The following is a 22,735-nucleotide window of genomic DNA, read 5'->3' on the forward strand; positions in this document are numbered from 1 at the left end:
GCGACGCTATGCCCACGCTGGTTAGCGCCCGCCCCGCGCACGGTGAGAGGACGGCAAAACCCGCCGCATCGGAAGCACCGGCGGCGGGCTCTTCGCCTTCATGATGGGCGCTATGAGAGCACGCGTGGTCCGCGTGGCCCTGGTGGCCGCGACCGTCGCCCTGATCTTGCTCGCCGTGCCGCTGGCTGTGGCCGTCCGCTACGCGTTCTTCGCCGACGAAGGCGGAGAACTGGAACGTGACGCCATGGCCGCCGTCGTCCAGGTGGGACCCGAATTCGCGACGGGGGACCCGGTCGAACTGCACGCGGCTCGTCCGGGCGAAGGACTCGCCCTCTACGACACTGCGGGAAGGCTACGCGCAGGGGCCGGGCCGGCCCACGCAGGGGGTGCCGTCCCCCGCGCACTGAACGGGAGCGTCACCCAGAGCCGGTCCGACGGTGAACTGGTCGTCGCGGTACCCGTCTCCAGCGGCGAGCAGGTCATCGGAGTGATCCGCGCTTCGACGCGTGCGAGCACGGTGTGGGCGCGGGTCCTGTGGGGCTGGGCCGCCCTGCTGGGCCTGTGCCTGGTGGCGCTCGGCGCGGCGGTGATCGTCGCCCGCAGACAGGCATCCATCCTCGCCGCGCCTCTGGAGGCCCTCGCCGGTACCTCGCTCGCCGTCGCGGACGGAGACCTCACCGCGCGAGCGGAGCCGAGCACGATCGCGGAGATCGACGAGGTCGCCCGTGCCCACAACACGATGGTCGACCGCCTGGCACAGCTCCTCGAACATGAACGCCATTTCACGGCCAATGCCTCCCACCAGCTCCGTACCCCCTTGGCCGGGTTGCAGCTCGGTCTGGAAGCCGCCTTGGCCGATCCGGACGCAGACCCGCGGGCCGCCCTTGCCGAGGCCGCGGAACGATCCAGGCACTTGGACCACACCATCGAAGAGGTCCTCAGACTCGCGAGGTCGGGCGCGGGTCCGCTTCCGATGGCTCGTGAACAGTCTGCCGAAGACGTCCTGGAGGCCGCTGAGCACCGCTGGCACGGTGCCTTCGCCGAGGACGGCCGCCGCTTGACCACGACCTGGGAACCCCAGGCCGGCGGGTTGGAGGTGCCAGGCCGTACGGTCGAACAGATCGTCGACATCCTCCTGGACAACGCCCACCGGCATGGCCGGGGAACCGTCACCCTGACTGTGCGCGATCTGGGGACGGCCATCGCCCTGGACGTCGCCGACGAGGGAACCGCCGACCTGGACCCTCAGGTGATCTTCCAGCGAGGTATCGGCGAAGGCTCGGGCATCGGCTTGGCGCTGGCACGACAGCTCGCCGCTGGGGCCGACGGCCGACTCTCGCTGACCTCGACCGCTCCGACCCGCTTCACGCTGTTGCTGCCTCTGCGTGAAGAGCCGTGATCCGGTTCGCGGCGAGCTTCTGCAACACGCCGAAGACGAGTACGGGCAACAGGATCTGCGGCCGATCCGGCATCGCAACGGTGATCAGCACTGCACTCGCACTGCTGTTGCTCATGCCGCACGCCAGCGTGAGGGACCTGCCGGTGCCCGCCGGCAGGCGGAGGGCACGAGCGCACCAGCTCCCGCCACCGAAGGACAGAGCACAGACCGACACCGCCGTGACCGCCGCCACGAGCAGGAGCAGCGGACGGGGGCGGACGAGGAGCTGCCCCAGCGCACCGCTGGCATTGACGTATGTGAGCAGGAGCGCGGCGAGCAGTGCCACCGGAGCTGTCAGCCGTAATACGACGTGTTCGGCTCGGACGGCGAGGAGGCGTCGGACGCCCATGCCGAGCGCGCACGGAACCACGATGCCGGTGAGCGCGAAGCCGATCCCTGTGTGTGCTGCGGCAGCGGTCACGGGATCTGCGTAGGAGGCAGTGAGCAACGGCGCCAGGGTGCTGATCGTGAGCGGCATGGTGAGCGGACTGACCAGGGCGGAGACCAGGACCAGACCGAGCATGGTGGGTTCGTCCCCCCGACCCTCAGTCGTCCATACCGTGGCACCGGCGGCCACCGGCATGGCGAGCGTCAGCATCATCGCGGCGACCATGCCGCTGCCACCGTCCGAGTCGGCCGAACAGCGCAGGGCCAACGAGATCAGCGGGATGATCAGCAGGGGCGCGACCGCATGGAGGGCCAGTCCGGCCGCGATGACGCCGGGCCTGCGCAGCATCCGTGTGATCTCTTGCGGGCTGGTTCGAAGCCCTGCTGCGAACAGCACTGCGAAAAGCAGGACTTGTGTGCCTCCTACCTCCAGGTGCACGGCCTCGCCCAGGACGAGGCTGTGCCCGTGGCGCGCCCACAGACCCGGACCGGGTAAGGCCACGGCTGCGGCGTACGCGACGCACGACGCCCAGCCGAGCCGTTTCCGTACGAACCCCAGGACCTGGGAGGCGTAGGGCCGGAACGGGGGAACCTTGTCCATGGCGGCGAGCGTAAGTCCGGCCCCGCCTCACCCCGGGACGGCACCCGTTGCCGGAGTGACGCGTTCAGGACGTGTTCAGGTTGGGACGGCCCGATGGGACGGACAGCGGATCAGCTTCTCCTCCCCGCGGGCAGGCGACGAGGTGGGTGCGGAAGGTGACGCCGTCCGAAGTGTCCAGGGCGGTGATGGTGCCGCCGTGCAGAGCCGCGATGTCCAGGGCTATGGACAGGCCGAGGCCGGTGCCGCCGTCGTCGCGGCTTCTCGCATCGTCGAGGCGTGTGAACCGCTCGAAGATCTTCTCCCGGTCGGCGGCGGCGATCGGGAGGCCGTCGTTCGACACGTCCAGGACGGCGTCACCGGTCACCGGGTCTGCCGTAAGCCGCACCGTGACCGAGCGGCGGGCGTGCCGCTGGGCGTTGTCCAGGAGATTGGTCAGGAGGCGGCCGAGCCACAGCGCATTGCCGGAGACGATGACGCCGCTGGACGTGTGGAGGTCGACCTCGTGCGGGTCCGTCGAGCGTGCCGCCACGGTGGTACGGACGAGGTCGGTGAGGTCGACGGGTTCGCCGGGCCGACTCTGGCCGGTGGCGTCGAGGCGGGCGAGCAGAAGCAGGTCGGCTGAGAGCGCCTGGAGGCGTTCGGTGTCCTGGAGGGCGCCTTCCAGCAGAGTGTCCCGCACCTTCGGGTCGGGATGGGTGTGCGCGACCTCCAGCTGGGTTCGAAGCACCGCGAGGGGGCTGCGGAGCTCGTGGGAGGCGTCGGCGATGAACCTGCGCTGCCGGATCCCTGCGGCTTCCAGTCGTTCCAGCATGGCGTTCATGGTCTCGGCGAGGCGGGCGATCTCGTCGTCGCTGCGCGGAGCGGGGACCCGGCGGTCCAAGCCGCGGTCGCTGATGGCGGCGACCTCGGCCCGGATGGCCTCCACGGGCCGTAGGGCCCGGCCGGTCGTACTCCAGGTCAGCACACCGACGGTGAGGAGCAGCAGGGTGCTCAGTGCGGTGAGGGAGGCCGTGGTGATGTCCTCAGCTGTGTCGGCCGTGCGCAGTGAAGCGCCGACGTGAATGGTCACCTGCCCTGTGGGAGTGGCGGTGGTGACGGTGGTGACGCGCTGGTCGTGTTTCTCGCCCAGGGCGTCGAAGTTGTACGTCCTGTGGCCCTCGTGGGTGCCCGTGGGGGTGAGAGCGGGGCGACCGGTGAGGTTCTGGCTCTGCGCGACCACCTTTCCGCGGGCGTCGACCACCTGGATGAAGTCGGTGCCGGGTCCGAGCGGAAGCTGAGGGGTGAGGTGACCGGTGGCGGCGAGGCGTGAAACGGCTTGAGTCTCCTCGTGCGCCCCGGTTTCGACGGTGTGTTCCAGGTTGACGCGCAACAGCATCTGGACGACGGCCGATGCGGCGAGCATGACGACGGCGACACTCACGCACGCGGCGAGGGTGGTACGGGTACGGACCGAGCGCGGCGCCAGCCGCTGGAGCAGCGCAGCCGTCCTGGGGTGACCGGCCAAGGGGGGCAGAAGCGCACCGGCCCGGCGGCGTACGGAGCGGACGACCATGCGGCGTCGCGGTTCGGGTGTGATCGTTCGAGGCTCAGCCACCGTCGGCCGCCAGCCGGTATCCGGCGCCTCGGACGGTCTGCACCGCGGAGCGCCCGAACGGGGCGTCGATCTTGCGTCGGAGGGCGCTCACGTGGACTTCCACGGTGTTGGGATCGCTGTCGGTGTTGCTGTCCCAGACCTCGTCCAGGATTTCGCGCTTGGACACGGCCTCACCGGCCCGCCGGGCCAGGTGGTCCAGGACGGCGAACTCCCGCGGGGTGAGGGGTACGTGCACGCCACCGCGGCTGCAGATACGGGCGGCGGAGTCGACGACCAGGTCGCCCAGGACCGTCCGCTGCGGGGCACGGCTGCCGATCCGGCGGGCCAGCGCCCGCAGACGGGCGACGAGCACCACGAAGGAGAACGGCTTGGAGAGGTAGTCGTCCGCACCGGTGTCCAGAGCCTCGGCTTCGTCCCACTCGCCGTCCTTGGCAGTCAGCATCAGGATGCCGACGTTGCTGCCGCAGGCCCGCAAGCGCGAACACACACGGTAACCGTTCAGGCCGGGCAGCATGATGTCGAGCAACACGACGTCGTAGGTGCGGTCCGTGGCCCTGGCGAACCCGGAAGGGCCGTCGTGGGCGACGTCCACGCTGAAACCCTCGGCGGTCAGCCCGTGCTGAAGCGCCAGGGCCATCCGGCGCTCGTCCTCCACCACCAGTACACGCATGCCCCAAGAGTGGCATGTCGCGTAGTCACCAACCTGAAGGGGTCTTCAGGTCTTCAGCATCCCTTCAGCGTGCCCGCACGATGCTGTGCCCCGACGTCCGGGCGCAGGTACCCGGATCGAGCGAAGGGGCAGGGGTGGTCACAGTGAGTGAATCCATGGGCCAGTACGTGGGTGGCGACGAGCCGCAGGAGCAGACGGGTGAGGACGGCTCCGGCACCACGGAGCATAAGCCGGCACGCAAGGGTCTGCTGCGCGGCCGGAGAGCGCGATGGGCCGCAGCCGGTGCCGCTGCGGTCGTGGTGCTCGGCGGCGGCGCGGCTGCGGCGGCCATTCACCATCACGAAGAAGAAGGACGCGGCGAGCACAAGGTGGCGGCCGGAGACCATGAGCGGGGTGACGAATCGCGTGAGGACTCCGAGGGCCGTGACGGCCGTGGTGGGCACGACAGCCGGCACCGGGACGGTGAGCGCGGCCCGCGTGCTGACGACGTGCGCGACGCGTCGACCGACAGCGCCCCGGCTCCACTGCCTTCGCTCTCCGCAGCGGACGCCGTGACCAAGGCCGCCGCAGCCGTCAACGACGGCAAGGTCGAGTCGCTGGCACCGGTCACGGAGCAGGGCGGAGGCCGCGCCTGGCGGATCGTCGTCGTCGGACCCGACGGTGTACGGCACGCGGTGACCGTCGACGGGGCCAACGGCACGCTGACCGGCAACAGCGTCCTGGGCGGCTGAACCGGACCGATCGAGCGGCGCGGCCCCGCCGCGCCGCGCAGAAAGGAGTGCCGCCGTCTTGGGCGCCACGACAACCCCCCGGGCGCACCGCCGCGCCCATGCCCAGGCCGTTCGCTCCGCGGTGAGCAAGGTCCCCGAGGTGACCGCGGTGTTCTGGATCGTCAAGATCCTCACCACCGGCATGGGCGAGACCACCTCCGACTACCTCGCACGGACCCTCGGGCCCGTCCCCGCGGTCGCGGCGGCCGGCCTCCTGCTGGTCGCCGCCTTGGTCGCACAGGCCCGTGCGCGTCGCTACGTCCCGGCCGTGTACTGGTTCGCCGTGGTCATGGTCAGCGTCTTCGGAACCATGGCCGCCGATGTCGCGCACGTCGCCCTCGGCGTGCCCTACGCGGTGTCCGCGGCGGCGTTCGCCCTGGCCCTGGCCCTGGTCTTCACGGTCTGGCGGCGGGCCGAGGGCACCCTCGCCGTCGAGACCGTGTCCGGCGGACGACGCGAGGTCTTCTACTGAACCGTGGTCATGGCCACCTTCGCCCTCGGCACGGCCGTCGGTGACCTGACCGCGGCGACCCTGGGCTGGGGATACCTGCCGTCGGCACTGCTCTTCGCCGTATTGATCGCCCTGCCGGCGCTTGCCCACCGGCTGTTCGCCCTCCCGCCCGTGCTCGGCTTCTGGTGGGCGTACGTGCTCACCCGTCCCCTCGGCGCCTCCTTCGCGGACTGGGCCGGCGTCGGCGCCGAGCGCGGCGGCCTGGGCCTGGGCACCGGGCCGGTCAGCCTGGTCCTCACCGTGGTCATCGTCGCCGTGGTCCTGTGGCTGACCGCAGCCGACCGCCGCGCGACACGGTCTTCGTCCTGACGCCGGGCCTCTGTCGCCGTACTCGATTGCGTGCACCACCGAGTACGGCGGCAGGGGTATGGCTGTCGTCATGTCCGGTGGGACAGTCAGGATGCGTTCAGGTTCCCGATGACACAGTCGGGCCGCATGACCTACGAAACGTCTGAGAGTCCCACGGCTCCAGGGGCAGCCGCCCACCCAGGAGACCAGCTGCGCGTCGGCGAGAGCGTTCGCACGCCTGCCGGGCAGATGCTGAACAAGGTGCCCGAGGTCACGGTCTGGTTCTGGATCATCAAGATCCTGTGCACCACGGTCGGCGAGAGCTTCGCCGACTGGATCAACATGAACCTCGGTGTGGGCCTGCTCAACACGGCACTGATCTTCACGGGTGCCTTGGCGGCCGTCCTGGCCTGGCAGCTCAGCACCTCACGCTATATCCCGTTCGTGTACTGGCTCACCGTCGTGGTGGTCAGCGTGACGGGCACCCTCTACACCGACATCCTCACGGACAGCCTGGGAGTGCCCCTCGTCCTGAGCAGCGGCGTGTTCGCCGGCGTGCTCGCCGCGGTCTTCGGCATCTGGTACGTGAGGGAGCGGACCCTCTCGGTCCACAGCATCACCACCCGGCTCCGCGAGCTCTTCTACTGGCTCGCGGTCCTGGTCACCTTCGCGCTCGGCACCGCCACCGGGGACTGGACCCTCGAACTCACCGGCTGGACCGCGGGCGTCTCCGTGCTCCTGCCGCTCGGCCTGATCGCAGCGATCATCGTCGGTTGGCGCCTCGGCGCCAACGCCGTGCTCTCCTTCTGGCTGGCCTACATCCTCACCCGCCCGCTCGGCGCCAACCTCGGAGACTGGCTCGGATCGCCCGGCCGCGACGGCGGCCTGGGCCTCGGCACCGCAATGACCAGCGTGATCTTCCTGCTCGCCATCCTCGCCACGGTCGTGTACCTCACGCTCAGCCGCAGTGATGTCATCGAGTCCCAGGAGCCGACCCGTGCCCCGCGGACGCCGAGCCCGGCGCGTGAGCGGGGCATGCTGGCCTACTACGTCGTCGTAGCCATCGCGGCCACGGCACTGCTCGCCTGGGCGAACCAGCAGCCGCACGCCTCTGCGAGCGAAGAAGCGGACACCACGGCGCCCATGGCCGGTCACATCACCCCACAGGAGGCGACGGCACCGTTCCCTGCGGCTGACATCGCCAAGTTCCGCACGATCACCGCTGACACCCTGGCGAACGTCAACTCGGGTGATCAGCGAGCCGCGACCAGCCGCGTCACCGACCTGGAGACCGCGTGGGACGACGACCAGTCCACCCTCGAGCCCAAGAGCGAGAAGGCGTGGGGCTTCCTCGACGGGGAGATCGACCAGGTCCTCAAGGCCGTACGCGCCCCGCACCCCGACAAGGCCACCGAGGTCGACGCACTCAACACGCTCCTCACCTCTCTCGGTGGAACAACCTGACGGACGGTGGACGCCCCGGCGCATTCCCATGCGTCGGGGCAGGAGGACAGTGAAACGAGTGCCTGCTGGGGCGCGTGAGGTGGGGCTTTACCGTCGTCTCACCGTGGACGGGCCGGACGCTAACCAGCCACTGCCTAGCGTCGGAGGAGACCTATCGCTCGTTCGTCTCCGGAAAGGCACCATGATCATGCGACCTGCCGCCATTCCTGCCCCAATGCCCGCCTACCGGGTCGACCGGCCGGGACGCCGAGGGGGCCTGCCGTGACCACCGCCGACACCCTGCTCCTGCGCTGCGAGCAGGCGGCCCGCACCCACGGGAACGAGCCGACCGCCCAGGGCGCCGTGAACAGCGCCACGTGCGAGGTCCATGCCGGCGACCGGATCGCCATCATGGGCCCTTCGGGATCCGGCAAGTCGACCCTGCTGCACCTCATGGCAGACGTCGTCCAACCCACGGCCGGAGAGATCAGCTGGCCTGGGCTTCCACGAGTGCCGGCGCGCGGGCAGGTCGGAGTCGTGCTTGAGGGACCCACCCTCGTGCCGGCACTGAACGTGGCGGAGAACGCCGCGCTGCCCCTGGTTCTGGCCGGTGTTCCCAAGGAATCCGCGCACCTCAGAGCGCTGCACTGCCTCACTGTCGTGGCAGCTGCCGAACTCGCCCACAAAATGCCCGCCGAACTCTCCGGCGGCCAGGCCAAGCACGTCGCCATCGCCCGCACCCTGGCCACCGCCCCACGCCTGATCCTGGCGGACGACCCCACCAGCGATTTCGACCCCGACACGGGCCGACGGGTCATGGACGTACTCTTCGCGGCGGCGGACGAGGCGGGAGCGGCCCTCGTGGTTGCCACACGTGACCCGGAGGTCGCAGGACGACTCCGCAAGCGTTGGGCGATGCACGAAGGGCGCCTCCATCTCTCACCACGTCCGCCGTCCCCGGTGACGAAGGCGCGATGGGCCCCCGTACTCACTCTGCCCGCCGTGGAGGGAGAGAGCACGGCCCAGTACGTGGTCCGGAAGCTGCCAGAGGTCACCCTCGCCTTCTGGATCATGAAGATCGCCGCCACCACCCTGGGCGAGACCGCCGGAGACCTCTTCGCGCAGACCCTGCGCCTGGGCTACTTCCTCACGACGATCGCCCTGTTCCTCATGTTCGTGGTGACCCTGCTGGTGCAGCTGCGGGCGAAGCACTACAACCCGTTCTTCTACTGGCCCGTCATCGTCTCCACGAGCATGGTCGGCACCACCGTCTCGGACTTCATGAACCGTGACGCCAGCTCCAAGTACCTCGCGAAGGGCACCACTGCCCTGGGGTGGGGACCACAAGGTCTGGGGCTCGGCTACCCCACCGGCGCGGCCATACTGATCACCCTGCTCGGTGTGATCTTCGTCGCCTGGAAGTTCACCGGCCAGACCTTCGTCATCCGCGACATCGTGACCTTCCGCGGTGAGGTGCTGTTCTGGTCGGCCATCCTCGTCTCGAACACCCTGGGCACCTCGATGGGCGATTTCCTCTCCGACAGCTCAGGACTCGGCTACGTGGGGAGCGTCCTGCTGATCACCGGCGTCCTCCTCGTCCTCGTCGCCCTGATCCGCGTGCCGTTCGTCCCCAACGTCGTCCTCTTCTGGATCGCCTTCGTCCTCACCCGCCCCTTCGGCGCCACCGCGGGCGACTACCTCACCAAGCCCATTGCCAAGGGAGGGCTCGACCTGGGCACCGCCGGTTCCTCGGCGGTACTCCTGGCCGTCCTTTTCGCCTTCATGGCCTACGGACACTTCCGTGACCGGGCACGCGGCGGAGGGGCTCACGGCGAGATCCCGCAATAGCCGGTCGCGTACGCCGTCCCCCTCGCCGTTCCTACCGAGGTGCGGGCTGACTGGTCGTGGGCGCCGGCACGGCCGCCCGCCGGCTGCGTTCCGGGAGGAGGAAGACGAGCATGACCGGTACGACGTACAGCGCCCACACGGTGGTTTGCAGGACGGTGGGGTCGGGCTGGAAGTTGAGGACGCCCTTGAGGAGGGTGCCGTACCAGGAGTCGGGCGGGATCGTGGCGGAGATGTCGAAGGCGAGGCTGTGGAGGCCTGGCAGCAGGTCGGCCTCCTGGAGGTCGTGGATGCCGTACGCCAGGACTCCGGCGGCGACGACGACGAGCATGGCGCCGGTCCAGCGGAAGAACTTGGCCAGGTTGATCTTCAGTGCGCCCTTGTAGAAGAGCCAGCCCAGGAGGACGGAGGTCGCCAGCCCGAGGAGGGCGCCGATGAGCGGGCGGACCCCGTCGCCGGTGGCCTGGACGGCGGTCCAGATGAACAGGGAGGTCTCCAGTCCCTCACGGCCAACGGCGAAGAAGGAGGTGATGACCAGGGCTCCGGTGCCGATGGCGAGGGCCGCGTCCAGCTTGTCCTGGAGTTCGCTCTTGAGGTGGCGGGCGGTGCGCCGCATCCAGAACACCATCCAGGTGACCAGGGCGACGGACAGGACGGACAGGCTGCCCCCGAGGGCTTCCTTGGCCTGGAAGGTCAGGGTCGAGGACCCGAACTGCAGCAGGGCGCCGAACGCGAGGGAAAGCGCGGCGGCGATGCCCACGCCGGCCCAGACGGGCGGCAGGCGGCGGCTGTTGCCCGTCTTGACGAGGTAGGCGACGAGGATGCAGACGACGAGGCTCGCCTCGAGTCCCTCGCGCAGCCCGATGAGGTAGTTCCCGAACACGTCGGTTGCCTTTCTGAGTGACGGGACCGCTGGTGGTCCCGAGGGGTTACGCGAACAGTTCCCGGCCCCACCAGTCGTCCGTGTTCCGGACGCCCGGGGGGATCGCGAAGATCGCCGAACCCACGTGCTGGGTGTACTCGTTGAGTGCGTCGTTGCGGGCGAGGGAGGTCTGCACCGGGATGAACCCGGTCCGGACGTCACGCTGGTAGGCGAGGAAGAACAGGCCGGATTCCAGGCGGCCGAGGCCGTCCGTGCCGTCGGTGAAGGAGTAGCCGCGGCGCAGGATGGTGGCCCCGCCGTTGCTGTCCGGGTGCGCGAGCCGTACGTGCGAGTCCGGCTTCATGGCCTTGAGGAACGGCTCGTCGTGCTCCCTCGCCTTGCCGACCGGAGCGCCTTCCCGCTTGTCGCGGCCGAAGATGTCCTCCTGCTCGGCGAGCGGAGTGCGGTCCCAGGTCTCGATGTGCATCCGGATGCGCCGGGCCACCAGGTAGGAGCCGCCGTCCATCCAGGCCGCGTCCTTGCCGGCCGCCCACACGAACTTGTCCAGGCGGTCGGTCTCGGTGCCGGCGATGTTGCGGGTGCCGTCCTTGAAGCCGAACAGGTTGCGCGGGGTCTGGGCGTCCGGGGTGGTCGACGAGGTCTTGCCGAAGCCCAGTTGGGACCAGCGCACCGCGACTTTACCGAATCCGATGCGTGCCAGGTTGCGGATGGCGTGCACCGCGATCTGCGGGTCGTCGGCGCAGGCCTGGATGCACAGGTCGCCGTCGGACCGGGCCGGATCCAGGTTGTCGTGGGGGAACTTGGGCAGGTCCACCAGGGCTGCGGGCCGCCGGTCGGCGAGGCCGAAGCGGCCGTCGAAGAGCGAAGGGCCGAAGCCGATGGTGAGGGTGAGCCGGGAGGGCTTGAGGCCGAGCGCCTCACCCGTGTCGTCCGGAGGCGCCTCGGGCAGGCCGCCGTACGCGCCCTCGCCGACTTCCCGGCCGGCGGTCATCCGCTCGGCTGCCCGGGTCCAGTCCTTCAGCAGCTGGATCAGCTCGGCCCGGTCCTTGGTCTTCACGTCGAACGCGGCGAAGTGCAGACGGTCCTGGACCGCGGTGGCTATGCCGGCCTGGTGCGGGCCGTGGAAGGGGACGGCGGAGCCGGTGTCGGCCACCGTCGCGACGTCCTCCCGGCCGGTGACGGCGGCCGTGACGCCGCCGGCCGCGGCGGCACCGAGCGCGAGCCCGGCACCGCCCCAACCGATCACGGCACGACGGGAGGGGCTGGGGTTCTCGCTCGTCTCGCGCACGGTGGTCACGTCGTCTTCCTGGTGCGGCCGGTTCACTTCGTCACGGCGGCGGCGAGCTTGGACAGGGGCTCGGCAAGCGCGTTGACGCCGTCCGACAGCTCCTTGCGCTCCGTCTCACCGACCTTGTCGTAGGAGGTGAAGTCGTAGCCGTTCTTGTCGGCGCGGTACTTGTCGAGGAGGGTATTCAGGGCGGCGAACTGCTTGTCCAGCTCGGTGACCAGCTGGGGGTCGTTCTTCGCCGCGACCGGCTTGAGCAGCTCGAAGGACTTCTGAGCGCCTTCCACGTTGCCCTTGAAATCGATCAGGTCCGTGTGCGAGTAGCGCTCCTCCTCGCCCGTGACCTTGTTCCTCGACACCTCGTCCAGCAGTTCCTTGGCGCCGTTCGCCATCGAGGTGGGAGTGATCTCGGCGGTGCCGACCCGCTTCACCCAGTCCTGAAGGTCCTTGTCGAGCAGGTCGGCCAGTTCCTTCTCGCGGTCGCCGATCTTGCCGTCCTGCCACAGCGCCTTCTCCAGGCGGTGCCAGCCGGTCCAGTCCTTCGCCGGGTCCTGGCCGGCCTCCAGGCCGTCCTCGCGGACGTCGACCTTGGGGTCGATGTCGCCGAAGGACTCGGCGACCGGCTCGGTGCGCTCCCAGCCGATGCGGGAGGCGGCGTACGCCTTCTTCGCGGCCTCCACGTCACCGGCCCGGACCGCGTCGGTGAACTCCTTGGCCTTGGGCAGGGTCTCGTCGGCCTGGGTCTGAACGTACTGGCGGAACGCGGCGACGGCGGCGTCCATCTCGGGCGACCGCTTGGCCGTAGCGGCGCCGGTGACGGTCACCTTCTGGCGGATGCCGTCGCCCTTCATACCTGGCTTGCAGGCGATCTCGTAGTCACCGGCCTTGACCTCGGCGGTGATGGAAGCCTTGGTGCCCGGCCCGATGTTCTCGCGCTCGGCGGCGATCCGGTCGTCGGGGAAGAGCACATAGACCTCGGTCACCTTGCTGCCGCGGTTCTCCACGTCGAGCTTCAGGTGCCCGGCGGGAATGTCCTTCTTCGAGACCTCGCAGGCGTCGTCCTTCGCGACCACCTGGACGGCTCCGTCCGCAGTCGTGGAGTCGCTCTTCTGCGTGCAACCCGCCAGTGATGCGACGACGGCCATCGCGCTACCGATGCCGATGAACAGATGGCGGGGGCTGGCAGACATGGACGCCTCGATTCGCATGGGTGGGGCCTGATCAGCCCGGACCGACTCACAAGCCGTCGCGGAGTCTACATAAATGTAGTCGCTGAGGAAAGGCTGCCCTAACTTCGAGACGGGGTGCCGGTGGCGGCTCAGTCGGCGGGGTGTTCGCCCTGCGCCAGCTCCACGCCTCGGTGCAGCCAGACGGCCCCGCCGAGCGAGGACGCGCCCGCCGCGGTGCACAGAAGTGCCATTGCCAGCAGGGCGGGCACGACGCGTCGCACCGGAGCCTGCGCGAGAAGCGCCTTGACCCGAGCGGGCACCGGTCCGGTGGTACCGCGGGCCGCGGCCGTGGGTGCCTGCAAGCCGCTACGGAGGGACGCCGCCGCGAGGGCTGCCCGCCCAACGGCCCGGGCGGCCAGTCGCCGGTCCCCGCACGCACGCGCGGCGGCTTCGTCGGCTGCGCGTTCGGCCGCGAAGGAGACCACCGGAACGACGGCGGTCAGGGCCGGATGGCACCAACCGGCGAGCTGCGCGACGGACAGGAACAGGTGATGGCGGCCCGCCAAGTGCGCACGCTCGTGCCCCAGGAGCGCTTCCCGCTCACCCGCGTCCAGGGCCCGGAGCATGCCGGCGGTGACCACGATCCGGTCCGATCGGCGCATCCAGCCCGGCAGCGCGAAAGCGTCCGGCCGCTCGTCCTCCAGTACGCACAGGCCCCCGGCCTCCGGCATCCCCGCCACCAGCTTCCGGACCGCGCGCAGCCGCCTCAGCTCCGCCCTGGCGCCGCGGGCGCCCGCGGTCACGCTCACGGCGATCGCGCCGCCCGCCAGCACCGAGGCGCAGAACACGACTGCGGCCGGACCCGCTTGGACGGGCTGGAGCAGATGGGCGAAGGCGGCGAGCACCGGCAGGCGCAGGGCGAGTGGGAGCAGTAGGGTGCCCAGGCATGCGGCGACCCCGAGCGCCAACGCGGCCGTACTGGTGGCCACCGCCCAGAGGGCGATGTCCGGCCGCACCCTCTCGACCGTGCGGCGTGCGAGGGGCGGCAGGATCCACGGCAGCAACAGAGGGACCACCAGCAGCATGATCACGGCCGGTCCTCCTGCAGGAGACGACGCAGTTCGGCCTCATCGTGTGGATCGAGGCCCTCGACGAACCGCGCCAGCACCATGCTCCGGTCGCTGCCCCCGTCGAGTTCGCCGTGCATCCGGCGAGCGGCGAGGCCGTGCGTGTCCTGAACGGCGAAGTAGACGAAGCCGCGGCCGCCGGGCCGGCGTCCCACCAGCCCCTTGTCGAGCAGCCGCCCCAGGAGTGTCGCCACCGTGGTGCGTGCCAGGTCCTGCGGGAGGGCCGCCCTGACCTGGGCGGCCGACTGTGCCGTCCCGGCCGCCCACAGCACGGCGAGCACGCTGGATTCGAGCTCCCCAGCGGGCCGGCGCTCGCCTTCGTCGGACATGGGTCCCCCTAGACCGGTGCGATCCCTGCGTCGACGCAGGTTGACTACTGTGGTGTAGACAGAGTAATGGCTCTTCGGCGGGCGGCTGAAGAAAGGGTTCGGCGCTATGTGTGGCCGCTGGAAGTAGCGTCACGGCGGATGACGGGCCTGGGGCCCTCCCGCGCAGTGACGCAGTCGGCGAGGCGGTTCGTCAGGCCGCGGGCAGGGTGAGCACGAAGCGGGTGCCGTCGCGGTGTGACGCGTCGTGGTGGACGTCACCGTCGGCGGAGCGGGCCAGGCGCCGCGCGAGCGACAGCCCCAGGCCCGCTCCTGGATGCCCGTCGCCGGCCTCGGCCCTCCGCCCCGGGTGGAAGAGCTCCGGAGCGAACCAGGTGGGAACACCTGGGCCGTCGTCCGTCACCTCGATACGGATACCCGCTCCATCCGTGCCGGCGACGATGGTGACGCGGGAGTGCGCATAGCGCAGGGCGTTGTCCAGCAACGGGCTGACCGTTCGTTCCACGATCGCCGCCGGTGCTTCTGCCATGAGTCGTCCAGTGGGTGGAGCGATCCTGAGGGTGACCGCCGGCGGCGTAACGCTCGAACCGGCCAGCCGGACCAGGGCGGCATGAACATCGGCCGGGCCCCGGTGGATCGAAGCTGTGCCTTGGGCTTCGTCCAAGAGCGTGTCGCAGATCGTCCTCATGGACGACGCCGCATCCCCGACCACCGCAAGCGAGCGCCGAGTCTCTTCCGAGGAGCGAGGGCGGGTTCGCCACCAGTCGAGTTCTGCCACGATGCGGGCGAGCGGGTTCCGCAGTTCGTGGGAGAGCTCCCGCGTCAGCTGCTGCTCGTGGAGGAGCCCGGCACGGATCCTGTCGAGGAGCGCGTCCAGGGATGTGGCAAGCGCGGCGAGTTCGGCTGGCCGGCCGGTGGCGCCGAAGCGGTCGCCGCCGGGCTGCCTGCTCCACGCGGCGGCCTGTTCGGTCATGGCCTGCACGGGGCGTAGGGCACGGCGTACCGCAAGGCGGGTCAGGGCGTAGGTCAGGACGAGCACGGCAGCGCCCAGGGCCAGGGTGGCGTGCAGGACGGTGTCCGCCGAGGTCCGGTACGGGACGAGACTCACGGCGGCGACCACGGTGGCGGGAGCGCTTCCCGGGACGGGCGACGCGCACAGTCGGACGGGGGCGTGGTCGGAGACGGTGACGCAGTGCGGATGCCGGCCGGCGGCGAGGGCGTCGGCGACCTGAGTCAAAGGCCCGTCGTCGGATGCGGCCGGAGGCGACTCGAGCCGCTCCGTGCCAGCATAGATCCACACGTCGGAGTCCAGCGCGTCGTCGTTGGGCACTTCCACGACACGAGCCTTGCGGCCGTTGGTGTCCACCGTCGAGGCGACCGCGGCCGCCCTGGTACGCAGGTGGTCGTCCGCCCGCTGGTCCAGCTGGTGGCGGACGATGGCGTTGAAGGCGACGATGAGGATGGCCATCAGCAGGGCCGCCACGGAAACGGCGATCAGCGAGAGCCGGCTGCGCAGCGTCAGCGGCCGACGCCCGGCGGGGGAGCGTTCCGTCATGTCAGGCGGTGTCCGATCCCTCGACTGGTCGTGATCGTTCGTTCGCTGCCCGCAGTGCGGAGTTTGCGGCGCAGACGGCTCAGATACTGGTCGAGGGTGTTCTCACTGACCTGTGCTCCCTCGGGCCAGCCCGCCCGCAGGAGTTCGTGGCGGGAGACGAGGGCGCCGTCCGCGGCGAGGAGCGCGGCCAGCAGCCGGAACTCGGTCGGGGTGAGGTCGACTGGGCTACCGGCGGCGGTACAGGTGAACCGTGCCGGATCCAGGATGACGTCCCCGACGGCCGCCGCAGATGGCGGGCCGGCCCTCTTCAGCGCGGCTCGCAGCCTGGCAGCGAGTTCGACGAGATGGAAGGGTTTGGCGAGGTAGTCGTCCCCGCCTGCGGAGAAACCCGCCAGGCGGTCGGTGAGGTGGTGGTGCGCGGTCAGGAAGATCACCGGCGCGGTGAAGCCCGAGGCCCGCAGGGCCTGGCAGACGTCCCTGCCATCGGCATCGGGGAGGCCGACGTCCAGCACGACCGCGTCGAAGCGGTCGTGGGCCAGCCGTATGGCGGTGGCCCCGTCGGGTGCGGGCACCGGGTCGAAGCCTTCCTCCCGCAACCCGCGAAGAATCACGCTCCGCAAGGGGTGGTCGTCCTCGACCACGAGGATGCGTCTGTCCACCTCACGCCTCCTTGCGACCCACGGCCGGAGCCCAACGCACGTACGCCCAGACAACGAGGCACACCCACCCAACGGCGAAAAGCCAGCCTCCCAGCACGTCCGTGAACCAGTGGACGCCGAGGTACACGCGTGTCAGCCCCACCGCGACTCCCCACAATCCGATCACGGCGACGGCGAGACGCGATCCCCTCCGGCTGCCGAAGGACAACGCAGCGATGGCGAGGGCCGCGGTCATCGCGGCCGTGGTGCTGTGGCCCGAGGGGAAGGACCAGCCCGAGGCGTGAGCGACCCAGTCGCCGACCGGCGGGCGCGGGCGCGCGACCACTGACATGGCCGTGTACCGAAGGGCCTGTCCCGCGCCGAGGCACACGATCAGCGCGAGCGCGACGGTGCACCGCTGGCGGGCGGTACGCCCCACGTACATGCCGACCAGGAACAGCACGGCGTACGGGATGACGCCGGTCCCCGTCTCGGTGACCGCACGGGCCGCAGCCGCCGCCCAGGCCGGGCGATGTGCCACGGACCAGGAGTGCAGGCCCGCGTCGGTTGGCAGGAGGGGCTCGGAGGCTCGCATCACCCACAGCGTGAGGGAGGCCAGGAGCACGAAGGCACATACGGCCACCCATCCCGCTCGGCGGCCGATGGCCCGGTCGACGGGTCCGGGCGTGAAGGGGTGACTCATGCGGTGATCAGCAGAGGGCGCAGGCGGCCCTGGCCGAGGCGGTCGGCAAGCGCGCTCTGCCGCCGCTTGACAGCCCGGCCGCAGATGTAGGCGACCAGGGCCCCGACGGCGAATCCCGCAAGGACGTCGTGGGGATAGTGCACCCCGACCCATACCCGGGAGGCGGCCATCAGCACCGCCGCCACCACGGCGACGGCCCCCAGACGACGGGAGACGAAGAGCAGGGCGACAGCGGCTGCGGAGGCGATGGCGGCGTGGTTGCTGGGGAAGGACCAGTCCCCGGGGGCGGGGCAGGTTTCCAGCACGGCCACGTGCAGGCTCTGGCAGGGCCGGTCCTCACGGAAGACGAGCTTGAGCAGCAGATCGGCACCGAACCCGGCGAGTGTGATCAGCGGGACCGCGAGGGCGGTGACGGCCGAGGGCGAACCGGTCCGGCGGGCTCCCCACCACGCCACGAGCATGAGCACGGCGAACAGCGACAGGCCGTAGAGGGACCAGGCGGAGATGGCGTCGTTGAGCCAGCCCGGGGTCCTGTGGGCAAGGTCGGTAACGTCGATGTAGGCGTTGCCGTCGACGCCAGAGCCGTTGTGGCCGGAGGTCACTGCGCTGTTCCGTTCTGGTGCTTACCGCCCCTGCGGGAGCGGAGGATCTCGATCGCCACGGGCAGCAGCGAGATCGCCACGATCAGGCCGACGATCGGCAGGAGGTACGTGTCGACGTTGGGGATGGACGAACCGAGGGCGTAGCCAGCCAGGACCAGCCCCACCGTCCACAGCAGACCACCCGCGACCTGCCAGAACGTGAACACGCGACCCGGAATGTTCAGGGCTCCGGCGAGGGGGTTGAGGACGGTGCGCACCACCGGAACGAACCGGGCCAGCACGATCGCCTTGGCGTGTCCGTACTTCTCCAGGAGTTCCTCGGCCCGCGCTGCGCCCTCATGGAGCTTCTTGGAACGGCTACGGGCAAGAAGGGCGGGGCCTGCCCGGCGGCCGATGAGGTAGCCACACTGGGCGCCGGCCAGCGCGCCGATCACGGCGGCGGCCAGCACCGCCGGCAGGGACAGCTTCGCGCCATCCTCGACCGTTCCCGCGCACAGAAGGCCAGCTGTGAACAGCAGTGAGTCCCCTGGCAGGAAGAAGCCGACCAGCAGGCCGGTCTCGGCGAACATCACCACCGCAATGCCGATCACACCGAACGTCGCAAGGAGTGAATGGGCGTCGAGGAGATTCACCGCGAGGGCGGCGGAAGCGGACGTGGCCATGGATCAGGTCGGCCTCTCTCACTGGTTCGGAAACGGGGGATGTCCTCAAGGGGCCCCGTCGACTACAGTCAAGTAGACGGTCTACTGAACTGTAGACGATCGAGTGCGGAGAGACGACCATCTCTTGGCTGCTGCCGGGGAGGGCGTCGCCGGCGGACTCGCCCCTGTGGCGGGGGCTGGCCGCCCGCTCACCCCGCCCATCAGGGACGGGCGACTACTCCTGATGGATGGGGGCCGCCGCGGCCTTGCCGTCACGTGCACATTCTTCGGCTGCGACAACAAGCGGCGCAGCACTCCTCGGCCGGCCTGCCGGCACAGCAGCCCCCACGAATGGACTGGGTACCGCCCGACAATCAAGGCGGCGTGCTTCGGCGCACCAAACTCGGCGGACCCGAGTTGACGCGAGGCCAGCTTCGCCAGCTGACGGACACGACGGATCTGCCGGGTCTGTCTCCGGGGATCATCCCGGCCCGTGCCCGCCTCCGAGGCCCCCCTGGAGGCGGATTCTCGATCTTCGGCGCCCATACGGCCGAGGTCGAGGGAAGCCGCGGGGCGAGACGATCACCAACCAGGACCGGGTCGATCTGTTCCGCAAGGTGTTCGGGCGCCTCCGGCCCTCTGCCGTATACGGCGAGGCGATGACCTGACAGTGCGACGTCAGAAGCGGCTGGGTTCGGCGTGGTCCCACTGCTCGAGCAGCGTCTGAGCTGGCAGCGCGTTGCCGTCGGGAGCCAGGAGCTGGACCGGCACGTCGTCGGAGGCGCAGGCGAGCAGCTGTTCGGCGATGAGGTGGGGAACGAGCAGGGCGGTGGTGCCGGCCTTTCGGTTGAAGGCCACCTGGTAGGTGGCGATCACCGCTGCTTCCCACAGGGTGAGGGGGTCGCGTTCCGGCTCGCTGTGATGGGTGCGGGGGAGGGCGGGTGCCTTGACGGCCACCAGCTGCCAGGGTGTGCTGGTGGGGCGGCTGGCTTCTTCGCGTGCCTGGCGGATCCAGTCGGCGGTGAGCTGGCGGAAGGCGGCGTGGGCCTCGGGCTTGCCCTTGCGGCGGCGGCCGAAGGCGTCGCTGACGACGGAGTAGACCGCGAAGTCCTGGTCTTCCAGACGGCGCCAGGACCAGATGGCTCGGCGACTCCATTCGTACCACGCTCGCCGGAAGGTCTTCTCCGCCTCCGTTCCCAACCCGGCGAGTCCGGGACCGTCGGAGAACTGCGGTGTGGGCATGCTCCGCACGGCTGCAGCCTCCAGTAGCCGCGCCGCGAAAGCCCGGCGCTCTGCTTCGAGGACGGCGGCGAGTCTGCTCTGTAGGCTGTCGGCCCACGGGGCGAGGAACGGGTACTCGGCTGCGGCCTCGCTGCTCCGTGCCAGATAGGAATACAGTCGGCGCCAGTGCTCGTGGCGTCCGGATCGGAGGTTGCGGGCGCGGTCGTAACGGTCCCATTCCTCGTCGCGCCCGGTCTCGTCGTCCTCCGCCTCCTCGTTGTTGGCGTCATCGGCATGGGGCGGGTACTCGGCAGTGGCGAGTGCGATGGCGGCGTCGCGTTCGGCCTTGATGTCCTCCTCGTCCTTGGACTCGCGGTCGAGCCAGATGGTGAGTGAGTCCACCTCGCTCACCGCGGCGCCGAGCGGAAGGATGGGGCTGTCCGTGGGTAGAGGCCACCGGCAGTTCGCACAGAGCCGCTCGACGGCTTCGCCGAATGGGATGTCGATCCTGTTCACGGAGGCGGCCGACCGCAGCGCACGGCACTCGGGGTCCCCATGGAGCTTGCCTTTGCCCGTTGTCGAGGCGTGGCAGGTGATGAGGATGTCCTGGGTCGGTCCCAGGGGAACCTCGGGCGTGAAGATGGCACCGAGCATGACGTGACGAAGCTCACCGCGAGTCGAGGACATGTCGGCAGGCTATGCGCGGGGACTGACAGTCCGCCGGGCAATCCGTCCCCTCCATCCTTCAGTGAGCCTCTTTCATCCTGAATAGGTGCAGGTCAGGAGGGTGTGGATGGCTCTGACGACGGAGCCGATGCGATTGGTGGAGCATCGCGTGTGTCGAAGGAGCTTCCACGACTTCAGTTGAGCGAAGGCGCGTTCGCCGGGAGCCCGTAGATGGGCGTGGTCACGGTTGAACTGCTTGTAGTGCTCGGGCTGTTCTCGGTGGCGGTAGTAGGGGGTGCGGACGGTGGCGCCGGCCCCTTGGTAGGCGCGGTCGGCCAGGACGAGGATTTGCCTGGTCAGGCAGGCTTGGACGATGCCGTGAGCCCTGGCTTCGGTCAGGTCGTGGGTACGGCCGGGCAGGGCGCGGGAGAACCACAGGGGTGTGTCGTCCGGTCGGGCGATGACCTGCACGTTCATGCCGTGGCGGCGGTGTTTCTGGCTGTAGTACGGCTCGTCCGCGCGGATCCGGTCGGTGGGGATCAGGGTGCCGTCAACGATCACGAAGTCGCCCTCACCCAGGCCGACGAGGGCTTCGTGCAGGCCCGGCGCCCACGCCGCCAGGACCTCGAGGGTTTCGTCGACGTATCGCCAGGCCGTCGCCTCGGACACCCCGAACCCTGCTCCCACCTGGGCGAACGTCTCGTTCTTCCGCAGATGCGCCAGCGCGAGCAGAGCCTGCTTGAAGCAGCTCAGACGCCGCCAGGGGGACTTGATCTCCCGACGGCGTTCGTAGAGCAGCCACGAGACATGCTCAACCAGCTCATGAGACACGTCGAGCATGGCAGGATACGGAACCAACGAAGCTCCCGGCGCCAATGTGATGAGTGGAATCACCACACCAACGACGGGAGCTTCGCCATGTCACCTACACGCCGTTGACCAGCACTTTCACCCTCCAGAGACAGGATGAAAGAGGTTCAGTGAGCTTCTTCAGCGTTGCAACTCCAGGGTGAGGACGGCCTTGGCGATTGACGTCATGCGGTTGGGGCTGCATCGGGACCTGCGGAAGATCCGCCAGGACTTCATGCGGGCGACTCCACGCTCGACGGGTGCCCGTGTGGCGGCCACGGCACGGTTGCGGGTCTTCTCGGTGGGGGTCGGTTCCTTCAGGGGTCTGCGCTTGATGCCCGTGGTCAGCCACGGACCGGCGCCCTGGTAGGCGAGATCGGCCACGATGGGAATGCCCTGGCGCTCGCAGATCCGGATGATCCGGTGGGCGCGGGCGGCGGTCAGATCGTGGGTGCGGCCCGGCAGGGCGGGCGAGAGCCACAGCAACCGTCCGTCGGGATCGGTGACGACCTGCACGTTCACGCCGTGGCGGCGGTGCTTGTGGGAGTAGTCGGCCCGGCCGTCGCCAACCCGGTCGCATTCGGCGCGAGTGCCGTCGAGCAGGACGAAGTCGGGATCGTGGTCGCGCAGCGTCTTCAGCAGACCCGGTGCACGGGCGGCGAGCAGGTCGACGACCGCGCTGGTGTAGGCATGGGCGGTGGACTCGCTGATCCTGAACCCGGCGGCGATCTACGCCAGAGTGATGTGCTCGCGCAGGTACACCAGTGCCACCATCGCTCGCTGGGACGGACGGAGCCTGCACCGCCGGTCGCCCTCACGGGTGACGATCAGCATCGTGACCCACTCCACGAGTGCGTGCGGCAGGTCGAGTGCGGCAGGATGGATGACCAACGAGGCCCCCGAGCAACGTGATTGAGACGTCAGACATCTCGATCAACAGCCCGGGGGCCTCGCTTGTTGCGCTTCTTGGACCGCCACCCGATCGGTGGGCCACATCGAAGAAGCTCAGTGATCCGAAACGCCGGAGCCGTGCGCCGCCGCCAGCTCGGTGGTCCTGGGGGCCAGTTGAGGACCATTCGATGGAAAGGGTGGTGCACGAAGCGCCTCTCTGTACACGGTCTGCGCCCCGCGAGCGGGCATCGTCTGGAGAGAGGCAACGCCCACTCCAGGCAACGGACTTCATCGCGCTAGAAGAACCCGAGCTTCTTCGGCGAGTAGCTGACCAGGAGGTTCTTCGTCTGCTGGTAGTGCTCCAGCGCCATCTTGTGCGTCTCGCGCCCTATGCCCGACTGCTTCAGGCCTCCGAAAGCAGCGTGGCCGGAACGGGCGGGAACATTCGGGCATGGTTGACCGTTCATCCATCTGTGTGGGTGGGGCAAGAAGGGACTGATGTCCCCGGGCCCAACCATGTGCCTGCGGGGAAGATCGTTCGGCTCAAACCCCGCAGTGCCCTCCGCCGCGAGGCGACCACCCCTTCCTGTCCGCCCACACTTCTGAACGCCCGGCCAGCCCTCCCCCCCCCC

The 22,735-nt window shown here is 69.7% G+C and carries 21 protein-coding genes and 2 pseudogenes; 6 read left to right on the forward strand and 17 right to left on the reverse strand.

Annotation, left to right across the window (positions count from 1 at the left end):
• Nucleotides 1–112: 112 nt before the first annotated feature.
• Nucleotides 113–1,399 (forward strand): sensor histidine kinase, encoded by a 1,287-nt coding sequence (locus ACS04_RS40140; protein ID WP_048479758.1) that lies wholly within the window; start codon nt 113–115, stop codon nt 1,397–1,399.
• On the opposite strand, the gene ACS04_RS28420 is transcribed toward ACS04_RS40140, so the two are convergent.
• From ACS04_RS28420 to ACS04_RS28430, 3 genes are all read right to left on the reverse strand, one after another.
• A complete protein-coding gene (locus ACS04_RS28420; RefSeq protein WP_048479651.1) occupies nt 1,365–2,426 on the reverse strand; it encodes a bile acid:sodium symporter family protein in 1,062 nt (353 codons plus the stop codon). The two genes, ACS04_RS40140 and ACS04_RS28420, sit on opposite strands and share 35 nt — an antisense overlap.
• A 64-nt stretch (nt 2,427–2,490) precedes the next feature.
• Complete coding sequence (locus ACS04_RS28425; RefSeq protein WP_245236578.1) at nt 2,491–3,846, reverse strand: sensor histidine kinase; 1,356 nt, start codon at nt 3,844–3,846, stop codon at nt 2,491–2,493.
• 166 nt (nt 3,847–4,012) lie between these two features.
• Complete coding sequence (locus ACS04_RS28430; RefSeq protein WP_048479652.1) at nt 4,013–4,690, reverse strand: response regulator transcription factor; 678 nt, start codon at nt 4,688–4,690, stop codon at nt 4,013–4,015.
• A 143-nt stretch (nt 4,691–4,833) separates the two neighbouring features.
• Here ACS04_RS28430 and ACS04_RS28435 point away from each other — a divergent pair, with 143 nt between their 5' ends.
• The 5 genes from ACS04_RS28435 to ACS04_RS39650 all read left to right on the forward strand — a co-directional run bounded on the left by ACS04_RS28435 (nt 4,834) and on the right by ACS04_RS39650 (nt 9,550).
• Nucleotides 4,834–5,421: a hypothetical protein gene (locus ACS04_RS28435; RefSeq protein ID WP_158977580.1), complete on the forward strand. Its 588-nt coding sequence runs from the start codon at nt 4,834–4,836 to the stop codon at nt 5,419–5,421.
• Between the two features lie 58 nt (nt 5,422–5,479).
• On the forward strand, nt 5,480–5,932 hold the full coding sequence (locus ACS04_RS40325) for a COG4705 family protein (protein WP_342449559.1): 453 nt from the start codon (nt 5,480–5,482) through the stop codon (nt 5,930–5,932).
• 9 nt (nt 5,933–5,941) lie between these two features.
• Nucleotides 5,942–6,280, forward strand: coding sequence for a hypothetical protein (locus ACS04_RS40330; RefSeq protein WP_342449560.1), 339 nt, complete (start codon nt 5,942–5,944; stop codon nt 6,278–6,280).
• A gap of 228 nt (nt 6,281–6,508) precedes the next feature.
• Complete coding sequence (locus ACS04_RS28445) at nt 6,509–7,723, forward strand: COG4705 family protein (RefSeq protein ID WP_048479654.1); 1,215 nt, start codon at nt 6,509–6,511, stop codon at nt 7,721–7,723.
• Between the two features lie 261 nt (nt 7,724–7,984).
• The gene (locus ACS04_RS39650) at nt 7,985–9,550 is read left to right on the forward strand and encodes an ATP-binding cassette domain-containing protein (RefSeq protein WP_078865437.1); all 1,566 of its coding nucleotides are present in this window, start codon (nt 7,985–7,987) and stop codon (nt 9,548–9,550) included.
• A 31-nt stretch (nt 9,551–9,581) separates the two neighbouring features.
• On the opposite strand, the gene efeU is transcribed toward ACS04_RS39650, so the two are convergent.
• From efeU to ACS04_RS38375, 14 genes and pseudogenes are all read right to left on the reverse strand, one after another.
• Complete coding sequence (gene efeU / locus ACS04_RS28455) at nt 9,582–10,430, reverse strand: iron uptake transporter permease EfeU (protein ID WP_048479655.1); 849 nt, start codon at nt 10,428–10,430, stop codon at nt 9,582–9,584.
• Nucleotides 10,431–10,476: 46 nt separating this feature from the next.
• Nucleotides 10,477–11,727 carry an iron uptake transporter deferrochelatase/peroxidase subunit gene (efeB, locus tag ACS04_RS28460; RefSeq protein WP_048479761.1) on the reverse strand — a complete coding sequence of 417 codons (1,251 nt, stop codon included), beginning with the start codon at nt 11,725–11,727 and terminating at the stop codon, nt 10,477–10,479.
• A gap of 23 nt (nt 11,728–11,750) precedes the next feature.
• On the reverse strand, nt 11,751–12,860 hold the full coding sequence (gene efeO, locus ACS04_RS28465; RefSeq protein ID WP_398022278.1) for an iron uptake system protein EfeO: 1,110 nt from the start codon (nt 12,858–12,860) through the stop codon (nt 11,751–11,753).
• A 173-nt stretch (nt 12,861–13,033) separates the two neighbouring features.
• Entirely contained in the window at nt 13,034–13,969 is a 936-nt protein-coding gene (locus ACS04_RS28470; protein ID WP_048479762.1) for a M48 family metalloprotease, read from the reverse strand.
• Nucleotides 13,970–13,971: 2 nt separating this feature from the next.
• Nucleotides 13,972–14,340, reverse strand: coding sequence for a BlaI/MecI/CopY family transcriptional regulator (locus tag ACS04_RS28475; RefSeq protein ID WP_048479657.1), 369 nt, complete (start codon nt 14,338–14,340; stop codon nt 13,972–13,974).
• A gap of 190 nt (nt 14,341–14,530) precedes the next feature.
• Nucleotides 14,531–15,892 carry a sensor histidine kinase gene (locus tag ACS04_RS28480; protein WP_048479658.1) on the reverse strand — a complete coding sequence of 454 codons (1,362 nt, stop codon included), beginning with the start codon at nt 15,890–15,892 and terminating at the stop codon, nt 14,531–14,533.
• Nucleotides 15,889–16,551 (reverse strand): response regulator transcription factor, encoded by a 663-nt coding sequence (locus ACS04_RS28485; protein ID WP_048479659.1) that lies wholly within the window; start codon nt 16,549–16,551, stop codon nt 15,889–15,891. The genes ACS04_RS28480 and ACS04_RS28485 overlap by 4 nt, the downstream gene beginning before the upstream one ends.
• Before the next feature lies 1 nt (nt 16,552).
• A complete protein-coding gene (locus ACS04_RS28490; protein ID WP_048479660.1) occupies nt 16,553–17,233 on the reverse strand; it encodes a phosphatase PAP2 family protein in 681 nt (226 codons plus the stop codon).
• On the reverse strand, nt 17,230–17,835 hold the full coding sequence (locus tag ACS04_RS28495; protein ID WP_048479661.1) for a phosphatase PAP2 family protein: 606 nt from the start codon (nt 17,833–17,835) through the stop codon (nt 17,230–17,232). Before ACS04_RS28495 ends, ACS04_RS28490 begins: the two co-directional genes overlap by 4 nt.
• A complete protein-coding gene (locus ACS04_RS28500; protein ID WP_048479662.1) occupies nt 17,832–18,497 on the reverse strand; it encodes a DedA family protein in 666 nt (221 codons plus the stop codon). The genes ACS04_RS28495 and ACS04_RS28500 overlap by 4 nt, the downstream gene beginning before the upstream one ends.
• Before the next feature lie 657 nt (nt 18,498–19,154).
• Nucleotides 19,155–20,351 carry a hypothetical protein gene (locus ACS04_RS35495; protein WP_053080983.1) on the reverse strand — a complete coding sequence of 399 codons (1,197 nt, stop codon included), beginning with the start codon at nt 20,349–20,351 and terminating at the stop codon, nt 19,155–19,157.
• A 105-nt stretch (nt 20,352–20,456) separates the two neighbouring features.
• Entirely contained in the window at nt 20,457–21,260 is an 804-nt protein-coding gene (locus ACS04_RS28510) for a transposase family protein (protein ID WP_078865439.1), read from the reverse strand.
• Between the two features lie 93 nt (nt 21,261–21,353).
• Nucleotides 21,354–22,103 (reverse strand): annotated as a pseudogene (locus tag ACS04_RS28515) (transposase).
• Nucleotides 22,104–22,399: 296 nt separating this feature from the next.
• Nucleotides 22,400–22,540 (reverse strand): annotated as a pseudogene (locus ACS04_RS38375) (aldehyde dehydrogenase family protein); the annotation flags it as partial.
• Nucleotides 22,541–22,735: the final 195 nt, after the last annotated feature.

This window comes from Streptomyces roseus (assembly GCF_001044425.1).
GTDB classification, from domain to species: Bacteria; Actinomycetota; Actinomycetes; order Streptomycetales; family Streptomycetaceae; genus Streptomyces; species Streptomyces roseus.